We start from the raw sequence: 13,712 nt of genomic DNA on the forward strand, positions 1-13,712 counted from the left end.
AAATGTCTGGGTTGACGCAACCGCAGCAAGTCAGGTTGCGTCAATTGCAGGGGAGGCTTCCTTAGAACGTCACTTCAGAGCTGTCGACTAATCGTGCGAAGGCGGCACCGAGGGTGGCGTTGTGATGTTTGATGATCGCTTCGGCGGATAGCCCGGCAGTGTCCATGCAAGTGTGGGCATCGGCGACCAGCAAGGGGGTGAAGCCCAGATCGGCAGCGCTGCGACAGGTGCTGTCGATGCAGAACTGACTTTTCATGCCGACCACATAGAGCTCTTCTACCTGTGCGGCCAGGAGTTGCCGCGCAAGGTCAGTGCCATGGAAAGCATTGGGTCGGAATTTATCGAAGAGGGTGTCGATTTCAGCGTCCAGTTCAAGCGCTGGCAGCAGTTGCCAGAATGGACTGCCGGCGGCAATCGGTGAGCCCTGCGGGCCAGTGTGGCGCACCGCGAAGATCGGTACTTGATTCGTGCGGGCCTGAGCGACCAGGCGCTGGATGTTGGCCAGAACCCGGTCGCCCTGGTAGGGCTTTTCCGGTCCGTGGAACAGACCGACCTGCATATCGATGATCAACAGTGCTGCGGACATGGTGTTTCTCCTTGGGTGCTGCAGATGCCGCACGGACGGGAGAAACAACAAGGCCCCGTCCATTGCTGGCGGGGCCTGGGGTTTGCTGCGCTGGGTTTACCTCAGACAGAAACACCACGACCCGCCGGTGGCGGTCGTGGTGGTACGGGTGAGTTGCAGCGCGCGAATGTTCATGGGCCGATCATGCTGGCCCCGGTATCGGGCTGTCAACGAGCGGATCAAGTGACGTACTGCGCGATGCCATTGCCGAATGACCAGTTCTCTTTCTTGACCTCGACCAGATTGATGAACACGTCCTCCAGGCGCACCGCCAACTGTGTGTGCAGGCTTTCGGCGATGGTTTTGAACAGCAACTGCTTTTTCTCCACCGTGCGTCCTTCGCTGATGGTGATCTGAATGAACACCACGCCATCGCTGCGCTGGATCCCCAGATACTGCGGGTCGTAGACGAAGTGCTGGCTGTCGTGCTCGGTGAGGATCTGGAAGTTGTCGTGCTCGGGCACATCGATACAACTGCGCAGGGCAGCGTAGATGTGCTCGCCGATACGTTTGGCGAAATCGGGGTCGGGGTTTTGCTGGATGTCGACGCGAACCAGTGGCATGGGAAGGCTCCGCAGGGCAGGGGACTCATCTCACGCTAGATCAAGTGGGGCAAATTGAAAGGCACGGGTACTTGATCGCGAGGTGTTTTCTAAAAGATCTCTGTATGAGGCTGCCTACTTTACTCACGGATTTTGCCTACGAAACCGCCGGATTCATCCGCTATCTGGCGCGAGATGATTAGGAAATCATGAGGGCACAAAGCAGTCCGGCCAGTCACTGCCAATAGCCAAGGAAGGCGCATGCTTCAGGACGATCGCGAAAACCTGGAGCTCCAAAGGCTCCTGAATGAAACACGGAAACTCGTGGCAGAAAGACAAAAGCTTCTGGCGGAAGCAAAAAAGCTAAAGAGAGAGACGAGTTTTTATCCACTCGCGGTATTGGCTGGAGTGGTGACCGCAATCACTGCGGTAGTAGGCGTTTTTTTCAAGGTTTGAGTGATCACGCTTCACAACAGTCAGACCCATGACCCAAAAAGGAAATCAACATGAGCACATTTGACCGCAAGGCTATGATTGAACTATCGGACCGGGAGTACGATGAGTCGGTCGAAAGAATGCGTATCAAGGACAAGGACGATATGTATCCAATCTGGGGGATGCTGGCGTTCGGCATTTTTTGCATGTCGCTCGGATTCATCCTGGCACGATCAATCTGATCAAGTCCTCGCGACTGCATCAAACATTGGAGCTTGCCAGAAAACGACACAGTACCTACCTGTCACCGACAGTTATTTTCCCGAAAACGACACCCCACTGATCTGCTCCGCACAACCATTCCTCAGCTAAGTCTTTGCTTATGCTCATTTATCACGGAGAATCGCGCCCCTGTTTCGGCCGGAGCATGTCTGTCGGTTTTTTCCGACGCGTCCTGACCGAGTGGCAAGTGACCGGAATGCGGAGATCCGACCGGATGAATGATCAGGCCAAAAGCGTTGATCAACGCTTTGATGCAGCAGCACCCGCTGAACTTTCGAGCTGGAATCGCCAGGACACCACCTGGATGTTGGGACTGTTTGGGACGGCCATCGGCGCCGGTACCCTGTTTTTGCCGATCAACGCAGGGCTGGGTGGCTTCTGGCCTCTGGTGATCCTCGCGCTGCTGGCGTTCCCGATGACGTTCTACGCCCACCGTGGCCTGACCCGCTTTGTGCTTTCCGGTCGCGAAGGCGCCGACATCACGGAAGTGGTCGAGCAGCATTTCGGCATCAAGGCCGGTGCACTGATCACGCTGCTGTACTTCTTCGCGATCTTCCCGATCCTGCTGATCTACAGCGTCGGCCTGACCAACACGGTTGCCAGTTTCCTCGAGCATCAACTGCACATCACGCCGCCACCGCGCGCGCTGCTGTCGTTCGTGCTGATCCTCGGTTTGCTGGCGGTGGTACGTTGTGGCGAGCAGGCGATCGTCAAGGCCATGAGCCTGATGGTCTATCCGTTTATTGTCGCGCTGTTGTTCCTCGCCGTTTACCTGATTCCGCACTGGAACGGCGGCATCCTGACCACGGCATCGCAGGTGCCGGCGCCGTCCGCACTGCTGCATACGCTGTGGCTGGCGATTCCGGTGATGGTGTTCTCGTTCAACCACTCGCCGATCATCTCGGCATTTGCGGTTGATCAGAAACGTCGTTATGGCGTCCACGCTGAAGAGCGCAGCTCGCAGATCCTGTCCCGCGCCCATGCATTGATGGTGCTGATGGTGCTGTTCTTCGTGTTCAGTTGCGTACTGACGTTGTCGCCAGAGCAATTGGCGGAAGCCAAAGAGCAGAATCTGTCGATCCTGTCTTATCTGGCCAACCACTTCAGCAATCCGACCATCGCCTTTGCGGCACCGTTGATTGCGTTTGTGGCGATCTCCAAGTCGTTCCTCGGTCACTACATCGGTGCCAGCGAAGGCCTGAAAGGACTGATCGTCAAGAGCGGTAAGCGCCCAAGTGCCAAAGCGCTTGATCGCATCGTGGCGGCGTTCATGCTGGTGATCTGCTGGATCGTGGCGACCCTGAACCCGAGCATTCTGGGCATGATCGAAACCGTCGGCGGCCCAGTCATCGCGGCGATTCTGTTCCTGATGCCGATGTATGCCATTCGCAAGGTTCCGGCGATGGCGCGCTATCGTGGTCAGGCGTCTAACGTGTTTGTGACGGCGGTAGGTCTGGTAGCGATTTCGGCACTGGTTTACAAGCTGACGATGTAACACGGATTCAATCGATAAAAACCGCTGTGCCTGCCCGGGCACAGCGGTTTTTTTTTGGCTCGGGAGCTGAGCTTGCTCGCGAAAGCGGTGAGTCATTGCCAGCGATGAGGCCCGAACAGGCAACCACCCTCCATCAGGCATAAAAAAACGCCGCTCATCTCACGATGGGCGGCGTTTTTCATTGCGTTGCAGCGTTAGGCTTGAACGGCCGGGATGTTGGCGTTCGCAGCAGCTTCACGGAACTCGGCGATCTGGTCGAAGGACAGGTAGCGGTAGATATCGGCCGCCATGCTGTCGATCTTGCCAGCGTATTCCATGTACTCCTCGACGGTCGGCAGGCGACCCAGGATCGAAGCCACGGACGCCAGCTCGGCCGAAGCCAGGTAGACGTTCGCGCCGTCGCCCAGACGGTTCGGGAAGTTACGGGTCGAAGTCGACACCACGGTGCTGTTAGGCTCAACGCGTGCCTGGTTACCCATGCACAGCGAGCAGCCTGGCATTTCCATGCGTGCGCCAGCCTTGCCGTAGATGCCGTAGTAGCCTTCTTCGGTCAGTTGGTGAGCGTCCATTTTGGTCGGCGGCGACAGCCACAGACGGGTTGGCAGCTGACCCTTGACCTGATCCAGCAGTTTACCGGCAGCGCGGAAGTGACCGATGTTGGTCATGCACGAACCGATGAACACTTCGTCGATCTTCTCGCCAGCAACGCTGGACAGCAGACGGGCATCGTCCGGATCGTTCGGCGCGCACAGTACAGGCTCGCTGATGTCGGCCAGATCGATTTCGATGACTTCGGCGTATTCGGCGTCGGCATCGGCTTCCATCAGTTCCGGGTTGGCCACCCAGGCTTCCATCGCTTGAGCACGACGTTCCAGGGTACGCGCATCGCCGTAACCTTCACCGATCATCCAGCGCAGCAGGGTGATGTTGGAGTTCAGGTACTCGGTGATCGATTCTTTCGACAGCTTGATGGTGCAACCGGCAGCCGAACGTTCGGCCGAGGCGTCGGACAGTTCGAACGCCTGCTCCAGGGTCAGACCTTCCAGACCTTCGATTTCCAGGATGCGGCCGGAGAAGGCGTTTTTCTTGCCTTTCTTTTCAACGGTCAGCAGACCGTTCTGGATGGCGAAGTAAGGAATGGCATGAACCAGGTCGCGCAGGGTGATGCCAGGTTTCATTTTGCCTTTGAAGCGCACCAGGATCGATTCCGGCATGTCCAGCGGCATAACGCCGGTGGCTGCAGCAAACGCAACCAGACCGGAACCGGCCGGGAACGAAATGCCCATCGGGAAACGGGTGTGCGAGTCACCACCGGTACCCACGGTGTCTGGCAGCAGCATGCGGTTCAGCCACGAGTGGATGATGCCGTCGCCCGGACGCAGGGAAACGCCGCCGCGGGTCATGATGAAGTCAGGCAGGGTGTGGTGGGTGGTGACGTCGATCGGCTTTGGATACGCCGCGGTGTGGCAGAACGACTGCATTACCAGATCAGCGGAGAAGCCCAGGCACGCCAGGTCTTTCAGTTCGTCACGGGTCATTGGACCAGTGGTGTCCTGAGAACCTACGGTGGTCATCTTCGGTTCGCAGTAGGTGCCAGGACGAACGCCTTGGCCTTCTGCCAGACCGCAAGCCTTGCCGACCATTTTCTGCGCCAGGGTGAAACCCTTGGTGCTTTCAGCTGGGGCTTCTGGCTTTTTGAACAGGTCGAACGGTGGCAGACCCAGTTCGGCGCGAGCCTTCTCGGTCAGGCCACGGCCAATGATCAGCGGGATACGGCCGCCGGCGCGAACTTCGTCCAACAGCACCGGAGTCTTCATCTCGAAGGTGGTCAGGACTTCGTCGGTGCCGTGTTTGCAGACTTTGCCAGCATGCGGATACAGGTCGATCACGTCGCCCATGTTCATGTTGGAAACGTCGAACTCGATTGGCAGTGCGCCGGCATCTTCCATGGTGTTGTAGAAGATCGGAGCGATTTTGCTGCCGAAGCAGAAACCGCCAGCGCGCTTGTTCGGCACGTAAGGAACGTCGTCGCCGAAGAACCACAGCACCGAGTTGGTCGCCGATTTACGCGAGGAACCGGTACCGACCACGTCACCGACGTAGGCGATCGGGAAGCCTTGACCGCGCATTTCTTCGATCTGCTTCATCGGGCCGATGGCGCCCTGCTGATCAGGAACGATGCCGTCACGGGCCATTTTCAGCATGGCCAGGGCGTGCAGCGGGATGTCTGGACGCGACCAGGCATCTGGAGCAGGGGACAGGTCGTCGGTGTTGGTTTCGCCGGTAACCTTGAAGACGCGCAGGCTGATCTTGTCGGCCAGGGTCGGACGGTTCTTGAACCACTCGCCGTCAGCCCAGGATTGCAGTACGCCTTTGGCGTGAACGTTGCCGTTCTTGGCTTTTTCTGCGACGTCGTGGAACGCATCGAACATCAGCAGAGTGTGCTTGAGTTGTGCGGCAGCGACTGGCGCCAGTTCGGCGTCGTCCAGCAGGTCAACCAGAGTGACGATGTTGTAGCCGCCCTGCATGGTGCCAAGCAGTTCTACAGCGCGCTTTTTGTCCAGCAGAGGGGAGGAAACTTCGCCCTTGGCCAGTGCAGAGAGGAAGCCGGCTTTGACATAGGCCGCTTCGTCCACACCTGGTGGAATGCGATTGGTGATCAGGTCAACGAGAAATTCTTCTTCGCCAGCCGGAGGGTTTTTCAGCAGCTCGACCAGGCCTGCTGTTTGTTCGGCGTTAAGCGGCTGGGGAACGATACCCAGGGCTGCACGCTCTTCGATATGTTTGCGGTAGGCTTCAAGCACAGTTATTACCCTCATCAGTGGTCCCAAATGGGTGTCCGGGACGCTCATCCCGAAATTGCCGTACTCATGCTCCTCACGACGTTGTGGGTCGTTCGGCCAGAATTACCGGCAATTCCTTACAGAAGCTGCTTTCAAAGTTTTACGCCTGCAGAACGGGGAGCTGATGAGGGTTGGCGCTGGATTTTTCCCCGCTGGAAAAATCCTTCGCCAACACCGCTCTGAAGGAACGACTGTGCTCGTGACGCTTTGAAAACAGCTTCTAACGGACATTGGCGCCTTAAAAGGCTGGCTGATTCTACGGCAAAAAAAATTTAAAGGTAAGTCGCGCTCTATTGGACTTTCGTGGCAATGCGCGCGGCCGGGGCAAACGCGCGGTGCGGCTGAGACCCTGATGTTTGAGGGGTGATCAATGCCCGACAAAGGGCTAACATGCCGACCTGTTCCGCGTTTCAGTGTTTTGCCTATCTTATGCCCAATCAGACCATCAAGACCCCCTGCGTCGGCCTCTGCTCCACTGTTTACGGTGATCTGGTGTGCCGTGGCTGCAAGCGTTTCCACCACGAAGTGATCCATTGGAATGGCTACAACGAGGAGGAAAAGCGTGCAGTGTGGTTGCGTCTGGAGCAATTGCTGTCACAAGTGATGGCGGCCAAGGTCGAGATTTTCGATTCCGCGCGCCTGCGCGAGCAGCTGGAACAGCGCAAGATCCGCTTCGTGCCGCACCAGTCGGAATATTGCTGGGCGTATCAACTGATTGCTCGCGGTGCGCGGGTGATCATTAATCTGGAAGCGTACGGGATGGTGTTGCTGCCGGAGTTTCGCGACTGGAACCTGCCGGAACTGCGTGATGCCATTGATCGGGAATTCTTCCTGCTGTCGGAAGCGCACTATCAGCGCTACATCGCCCCCGGGTTCCTCAAAGACGCCTTTGGCGCCTGAAGATCAAAAGCTTCGGGAGCAGGCTCGCTCCCACAGGGGAATGCATTCCAAATGTGGGAGCGAGCCTGCTCGCGAAGGGGCCGGTTCAGGCACCGCAATCCTTAATGTTTCACCGCCAACTCCACCAGATGATCCTCAACCTCCTGCGGCTTGAGCACCAGTACATCGCTCTCCAGCGCATCCAGTACCACTTCCGCAGTATTGCCGATCAACGCCCCTGACAACCCGGTACGCGCCACGGTGCCAATCACGGTCACTGCCGCCTGCAGCTTGTGCGCCATGAACGGGATCAACACATCCGCCGGGCCTTCCTCAATGTGCAGATGTTCATCATCGACATCGAATTCAGCCTGAAACGCCCGGCATTGCTCGCGATAACGCGCCTCGATGGTTTCGCTCAGTTGCAGCGTAGGGTCTGCAGCCGACAACATCGGTGATGGATGCGCAGCGATCACGTGCAGATGCGCCTTGGCCAGACTGGCAATGTCATAGCCATGATCAATGATCGTCGTGTGCAAATGCCGGTGCTCGCCATCGGCATTGCCCACGTTCACCGCCGCCAGAATCACTTTGTCCTTCCACGAACCTGCGGTTTTCACCAGCAGCACCGGAGTAGGGCAGTGGCGCAGGAGTTTCCAGTCCGCCGGGGTCAGCAGGGCTTTTTTCAGGGAACTGTCCGGGAAGTGCTGCTTGATCACCAGCCCGCAACCCTCGGCCTGCTGCACATCGATGATGGTTTCATGCAGGCTCTCGTTCCACGCCTGCTCGGTGGTCACACTGTAGCCATCGGCCACCAGCGCAGCCTTGAGTACGCCAAGCATGCCGGCGTGATCGTGTTTCATGTCGCACACCAGCAGGTGCAGATGGGCCTGGGTCACGCCGGCGATCAACTTGGCGCGCTTGAGCGCCAGGCTTTCCGAATGTTCGGGTTCGATGACCACCAGAATGCTGCGAATGGCTTGCATGAGCGGAGTCTCCAGCAAAGAAAAGGCACGGCGTTGCACAACTATAGTTGCTGCTCGATCGTGCGCGACTTGATGCATATCAACGCCAGCCGCTGGTGGTCTGCGGACAGGCCGGTATAATCGGCGCCCTTCGCTCGAACACCTTTTACCGTGAGCCCCATGACCCTTCCCGAAATCCACGAATTCCTTGGCTGCCGCACCCCCGACGCCTGGGTTCAGGCTGCACTGGCCGATCAGGAAACCCTGCTGATCGACCACAAGAACTGCGAGTTCAAGGCCGCCAGCACCGCCCTGAGCCTGATTGCCAAGTACCATTCCCATGTCGACCTGATCAACATGATGTCGCGTCTGGCCCGGGAAGAACTGGTGCACCACGAGCAGGTCATGCGCATCATGAAACGGCGCAAGATCGAACTGCGCCAGCTCCACGCCGGTCGTTACGCCTCGGGCTTGCGCAAGGTGGTGCGCAGCCATGAGCCGGTGAAACTGGTCGATACGCTGGTGGTCGGCGCGTTTATCGAAGCGCGCAGTTGCGAGCGGTTCGAAGCCCTGGTGCCGCACCTGGACGAAGAACTCGGCAAGTTCTACTTTGGCCTGCTGAAAAGCGAGGCGCGGCATTTTCAGGGTTATCTGAAGCTGGCCTATCAGTACGGTGATGCGAAGGATATTGCTCAGGTCATCGACAAGGTCCGTGCCGCCGAGCAAGAATTGATCGAGTCGCCGGATGAAGAATTCCGCTTCCACAGCGGTGTGCCTGCCAACACTTAAAGATCAAAAGATCGTCCGAATGCGGCCCGAGCCTTCGGCAGCTCCTACAGTTGGAATGCTTTTCCCTGTAGGAGCTGCCGAAGGCTGCGATCTTTTGCGTTTGAATGTTAAAAACTCTTAAGAGTATGAAACATCACCGAAAACCGGCCCCAGCGGCCGGTTTTTGCTGCCTGAAGCAAACGCCTTCAGCGCGATTGCCGCCATAATGCCGACCACTTCACACATGGGTGGCAGACGGTCGTTATGGATAACCTGGGTTTTGGCAAGCTCCTGCTGGTGGAAGACGATGAGCGCCTTGCTGCGCTGATCGCCCACTTTCTTGAACAACACGGCTACGAGGTGCGCACAGTGCATCGCGGTGATCTGGCCGTGGCTGCCTTTCTCGAGTTCAAACCGAAAGTCGTGGTGCTTGACCTGATGTTGCCGGGGCAGAGCGGTCTGCACGTGTGTCGGGAGATTCGCAGCGTGTCGGACACGCCGATCGTGATTCTGACCGCCAAGGAAGATGACCTCGACCATATCCTCGGTCTGGAGTCCGGTGCCGATGACTACGTGATCAAACCGATCAAGCCGCCAGTGTTGCTGGCCCGGCTGCGGGCGCTGCAGCGGCGGCAGGTACCGGACAGCAACGTGGTGAGTTTTTTGGAGTTCGGCCAGTTGAGCGTCGACCGCAGTTGCCGTGAAGTGCGGCTGGCGGGCGAGGTCATCGAAATGACCACCATGGAATTCGAGCTGCTGTGGTTGCTGGCCAGCGCGGCCGGCAAAGTGCTGTCGCGCGACGATATCCTCAATCGCATGCGCGGGATCGCCTTTGATGGGCTCAATCGCAGCGTCGACGTGTACATCAGCAAATTGCGCAACAAACTCAAGGACAATCCCCGCGAACCGATGTGCATCAAAACCGTGTGGGGCAAGGGTTATCTGTTCAATCCGTTTGCGTGGGAGCTGTAGATGCTGCGGTTATTTCTCGGGCTGTTTCTGGTCATGACGATAGGTCTGGTGCTGGCGTTGCAGACGGTCGAACGCACTTTTGATGCCTTGCTCGATTATCAGATGCAGGACTACAACCGCGAGGCTGTGCGGGGGCAAGCGTGGACGTTGGCTCAGCAGTTGCGTGACCTCGATGGCCCGGCCCGGGAAAAGCAGCTGGAAACGATTCGCCCGCATTACGGTTTGGGGCTGACGCTGGTCGATACCTCTGAACTGGCCCTCAGCGACGAGGAAAAAGCCGAGCTGGCCAAAGGGCTGCTGGTGATCCGCGACAAATACAGCCAGTACATTTCCGCCATTGACGATGGCCCGCAACTGCTCAGCATCCGTTTGCCGGCCGAGCCGAGCCTGATGCCGTTCTACATCGCCGCTGCCTACCTGATGATTGCTGTGCTGATCGGCTTCGTCCTGTTTTTCTGGGTGCGTCCGCACTGGCGTGATCTGGAGAAACTGCGCCTCGCTGCCGAGCGTTTTGGCGACAACGATCTGTCGGTGCGCATTCAATTGTCGAAACGCTCGAACATCCGCGATCTGGCCGAGCACTTCAACCTGATGGCGGCGCGCATCGAAGGGCTGATCGCCAATCAGCGTGAGCTGACCAATGCCGTGTCCCACGAGTTGCGCACGCCGATCGCGCGGTTGTCGTTTGAGCTTGATCAGCTCAAGCAGCAGTCGGACCCCAGCCAGAACCGCGAGCTGATTGCCGATATGTATGCCGACCTCGGCGAGCTGGAGGAAATGGTTTCGGAACTGCTGACCTACGCCAGCCTTGAGCGCGGCGCGACGGTGATCAAACGCGAAAACATCCAGGCTGCCAATTGGCTCGACAGTGTGGTCGGCAGCGTGGCGCTGGAGGCCGAAGCGGCGGGGGTGCAGTTGTTGATCGGTGATTGCCGGCTCGACACCGTGCGTATCGAGCCGCGATTCATGGCGCGGGCGGTGATCAATCTACTGCGTAACGCGATTCGCTACGCCGAGCAGCGGGTTGAAGTGACACTGGTGCGCACCGGTGATTATTACGAAGTGCGGGTCAACGACGATGGGCCGGGCGTGCCGGTGCATGGGCGGGAGAAGATCTTCGAGCCGTTTTCGCGGCTGGATGCCAGTCGCGATCGGCGTACGGGTGGGTTTGGCTTGGGTTTGGCGTTGGTGCGCCGCGTGTCGCAGTCCCATGGTGGGCAGGTTGAAGTGGGCGATTCGGCTTGGGGCGGGGCGTCGTTCCGGATGACCTGGTCGCATCTGGATTGAATGCCGTTGTCTGCGCCGGCCCCTTCGCGAGCAGGCTCGCTCCCACATTGGATTTGTGAGCACCACAGATCACTGTGGGAGCGAGCTTGCTCGCGAAGGGGTCAGTTCAATCAGCATTTTTGCGGCTGACCCACCGCTATCGCGAGCAGGCTCACTCCTACAGGGTTTTGTGTCTTGCTCAAAATTTGTAGGCAGCGCAGACCCCCTGTAGGAGCGAGCCTGCTCGCGATGGGGCCATCCGTGGCGCCGCTGTTTCAGCCCAGAATCAGAAATCCCACTTGGTCGTCAGCATCAAATTGCGCGGCTCACCGTAGAACGTGGTGTCGAAGTTGCCCAGCCCCGTCAGGTAACGCTTGTCGAACACGTTGTTGGCGTTGACCGTGAAGCTCAGGTGTTCGTTGTACTGATAGCGGCTCATCAGGTCGACGAGGGTGTAGCCGCCCTGTTTGATCCGCGTGTAGTCGCCGGCCGGGGCGCTGTAGATCTTGCCGTAGAACGCACTCTGCCAGCTCACGCCGCCGCCAACGGTGATCTTGTCCAGTACGCCGGGCAAACGGTAGGTGGTGAAGGTGCGCACCGTATGCTCGGGCTTGGTGGTCGACAACGGATAACCGTACATGCGCTGCTCATCGGCATCACGGGTGCGCGCGTAGGTGTAGCCGGCGGAGATATTCCAGCCTTCGGCCAGTTCGCCGGCCAGCTCCAGCTCCACGCCTTTGGTGGTGGCGCCGTCGATGGCTTTATAGATGCCTTCGTTGGTCACCGCGTTGGTGCCGATCGACTCGGCCACGCCGTCCTGCTCGATGCGGAAGAACGCCAGGCTGGCGTTGAGGCGACCGGCGAAATACGCCGCTTTCAAACCGGTTTCATAGCTGTCGCCCTCGACCGGCGCGAGGGTCGAGCCGTTGGCGTCCTTGTAGGTCTGCGGCTGATAGATGCTGGTGTAGCTGGCATACAGCGAGTAGGTGTTGTCGAGGTCATAGATCACCCCGGCGTACGGTGTGACTACGCCGTGTTCCTTGTAACTGGTGTGGGTGTCGTCGAGGCCGGCCCCCGGGTTATAGCGGTAGTCTTCGTTGTACTTGAAGGTGCTCAAGCGGCTGCCGAGAATCACCGAGAGATCGTCGGTCGGGCGCAGGCGCGTGGCCAGGTAAATACCGTTCTGGCTTTGGGTGCGCTCGTACTTGCCGTTTTTCGGGAAGTCCTGTTTCGGCAGATTGCCGTCCCAGTCGTAAATGCTCCCCGGCACTTCGGAAAAGGCGCTGGTGTCGTAGGTCGAACCGGTCTGGCGCGAATGCGAGGTCATGACGCCGGCGATCAGTTCATGCTCGCGACCGCCCAGCGTGAACGGGCCGGAGACGTTGACGTCAGCGGTGTTCTGTACACGATGACCTTCCCAGCGCCCCCAATACATGAACATGCCTTCGCCCGTGGCGCGATTCGGATTGCCGCCGCTGGCCGAGGCCAGACGCGTGTCGTGATCGGTGGTTTTCTGGTCGAGGCTGACCTTGAATTTCCAGTCGTTGGCCAACGCCTGTTCCAAGGAGGCGAAGTAGGTGATGTTGTCGAAATCGCGGCGGCTCCAGTCCGCAGCGGAGTTGAAGTGGCGCCCGAAATCAGTGCGCCCGCCATCGGCGAAATACACCGGGTTGCCGGTCCACGACGAACCGCGCGGGGTGGTGCTGGATTTGTCGACGCCGAAGGTCAGCAGGGTGTCGTCGCTCAGGTCGGCTTCGAGGATGCCGTAGAACAGGTCTTTGCGCTGGCTGTAGTGATCCAGATAAGAGTTCTGATCGGAGTAGGCGCCGACGAAACGCCCGCGCACGTTGCCCGATTCAGTCAGCGAACCGGAAATATCACCGACGGTACGGTAGGCATCCCACGAACCAACGGTGCCGCTGATAGAGGCTTTGAACTCCTTGGTCGGCTTCTTGCGGATCAGGTTGACCGTAGCCGACGGATCGCCGGAGCCGGTCATCAGGCCGGTCGCGCCCTTGATGATTTCAATGCGGTCGATGCTGGCGGCGTCGTCGCCGTTGTTCGGGTTCTCGCCGTACACGCCATCGTAGGGAATGTTGATGCCGTCGTACTGGAAGTTGGTGATCGCCAGACCACGGGCGGAAAACTCGGTACGGTCGCTGTCGTACTTCTGCATGGAAATGCCGGGAGTATTGCGCAGCGCATCACCGACACTTTGCACGCCACGATCGTCCATTTGCTGACGGGTAATCACCGTCACCGACTGCGGGGTTTCGCGGATCGACAGCGGCAGGCCGGTGGCCGAGGACATGGCGCCGGTGGTGTAGGAGCGGGTGTCTTCAGTGGTACTGCCGAGGCCTTGGGCGGAAATACTGGTGGCGCCCAGTTGCAAGGTCTGGTCGGTTTTTTCAGCGGCGTTGGCAGAAATGCTCAGCAGGGCCAGTGCCAGCGGGCACAGGGCGAAACGGACGTGCGACATGGAGATCCCTTTGCATCGAATCGATCGGTAGTTGAAGTGCTTCTGAGGGGTTAACCGAACGAGTGCGGGAAAAGGGAACTGCACCGAATCAAGAACGATGAAAAACCTGTGGGAGCGAGCCTGCTCGCGAAAGCGTTGGGTCAGAAATATCAATGTTGGCT

12 protein-coding genes are annotated in these 13,712 nt (G+C 58.6%); 7 read left to right on the top strand and 5 right to left on the bottom strand.

The genetic code is table 11. The features are described from left to right. Nucleotides 1–61: 61 nt before the first annotated feature. Together HU718_RS12170 and HU718_RS12175 are read right to left on the bottom strand one after the other, a co-directional pair. The gene (locus HU718_RS12170) at nucleotides 62–586 is read right to left on the bottom strand and encodes a cysteine hydrolase family protein (RefSeq protein WP_150708395.1); all 525 of its coding nucleotides are present in this window, start codon (nucleotides 584–586) and stop codon (nucleotides 62–64) included. A 218-nt stretch (nucleotides 587–804) separates the two neighbouring features. Next, complete coding sequence (locus HU718_RS12175; RefSeq protein WP_150708396.1) at nucleotides 805–1,188, bottom strand: tautomerase family protein; 384 nt, start codon at nucleotides 1,186–1,188, stop codon at nucleotides 805–807. Nucleotides 1,189–1,428: 240 nt separating this feature from the next. On the opposite strand from HU718_RS12175, the gene HU718_RS12180 reads away from it, so the two are divergent. The 3 genes from HU718_RS12180 to HU718_RS12190 all read left to right on the top strand — a co-directional run bounded on the left by HU718_RS12180 (nucleotide 1,429) and on the right by HU718_RS12190 (nucleotide 3,379). Further along, nucleotides 1,429–1,623 (top strand): hypothetical protein, encoded by a 195-nt coding sequence (locus HU718_RS12180; protein WP_016982943.1) that lies wholly within the window; start codon nucleotides 1,429–1,431, stop codon nucleotides 1,621–1,623. A 50-nt stretch (nucleotides 1,624–1,673) separates the two neighbouring features. Then, the gene (locus HU718_RS12185) at nucleotides 1,674–1,844 is read left to right on the top strand and encodes a hypothetical protein (RefSeq protein ID WP_016982944.1); all 171 of its coding nucleotides are present in this window, start codon (nucleotides 1,674–1,676) and stop codon (nucleotides 1,842–1,844) included. Between the two features lie 254 nt (nucleotides 1,845–2,098). Next, complete coding sequence (locus HU718_RS12190) at nucleotides 2,099–3,379, top strand: HAAAP family serine/threonine permease (RefSeq protein ID WP_186614267.1); 1,281 nt, start codon at nucleotides 2,099–2,101, stop codon at nucleotides 3,377–3,379. Between the two features lie 194 nt (nucleotides 3,380–3,573). On the opposite strand, the gene acnB is transcribed toward HU718_RS12190, so the two are convergent. Beyond that, a complete protein-coding gene (acnB, locus tag HU718_RS12195; RefSeq protein ID WP_186614482.1) occupies nucleotides 3,574–6,183 on the bottom strand; it encodes a bifunctional aconitate hydratase 2/2-methylisocitrate dehydratase in 2,610 nt (869 codons plus the stop codon). A 468-nt stretch (nucleotides 6,184–6,651) separates the two neighbouring features. Here acnB and HU718_RS12200 point away from each other — a divergent pair, with 468 nt between their 5' ends. After that, nucleotides 6,652–7,122, top strand: coding sequence for a DUF1289 domain-containing protein (locus HU718_RS12200; protein WP_064117650.1), 471 nt, complete (start codon nucleotides 6,652–6,654; stop codon nucleotides 7,120–7,122). 101 nt (nucleotides 7,123–7,223) lie between these two features. Here HU718_RS12200 and HU718_RS12205 read toward each other — a convergent pair whose 3' ends face one another. After that, complete coding sequence (locus HU718_RS12205; protein WP_186614269.1) at nucleotides 7,224–8,087, bottom strand: universal stress protein; 864 nt, start codon at nucleotides 8,085–8,087, stop codon at nucleotides 7,224–7,226. 159 nt (nucleotides 8,088–8,246) lie between these two features. On the opposite strand from HU718_RS12205, the gene HU718_RS12210 reads away from it, so the two are divergent. The 3 genes from HU718_RS12210 (at nucleotide 8,247) to HU718_RS12220 (ending at nucleotide 11,093) form a co-directional block, all read left to right on the top strand. Then, on the top strand, nucleotides 8,247–8,855 hold the full coding sequence (locus tag HU718_RS12210) for a MiaE family protein (RefSeq protein ID WP_186614271.1): 609 nt from the start codon (nucleotides 8,247–8,249) through the stop codon (nucleotides 8,853–8,855). A 243-nt stretch (nucleotides 8,856–9,098) separates the two neighbouring features. Continuing rightward, complete coding sequence (locus HU718_RS12215) at nucleotides 9,099–9,806, top strand: winged helix-turn-helix domain-containing protein (RefSeq protein WP_102902035.1); 708 nt, start codon at nucleotides 9,099–9,101, stop codon at nucleotides 9,804–9,806. Further along, nucleotides 9,807–11,093 carry an ATP-binding protein gene (locus tag HU718_RS12220; protein ID WP_110720490.1) on the top strand — a complete coding sequence of 429 codons (1,287 nt, stop codon included), beginning with the start codon at nucleotides 9,807–9,809 and terminating at the stop codon, nucleotides 11,091–11,093. It abuts the gene before it with no gap. Between the two features lie 265 nt (nucleotides 11,094–11,358). Here the strand turns inward: HU718_RS12220 and HU718_RS12225 are convergent, their stop codons facing one another. Further along, on the bottom strand, nucleotides 11,359–13,551 hold the full coding sequence (locus HU718_RS12225; RefSeq protein WP_186614273.1) for a TonB-dependent siderophore receptor: 2,193 nt from the start codon (nucleotides 13,549–13,551) through the stop codon (nucleotides 11,359–11,361). Between the last annotated feature and the right edge of the window lie 161 nt (nucleotides 13,552–13,712).

It is taken from the genome of Pseudomonas tensinigenes, assembly GCF_014268445.2.
Lineage (GTDB): Bacteria > Pseudomonadota > Gammaproteobacteria > Pseudomonadales > Pseudomonadaceae > Aquipseudomonas > Aquipseudomonas tensinigenes.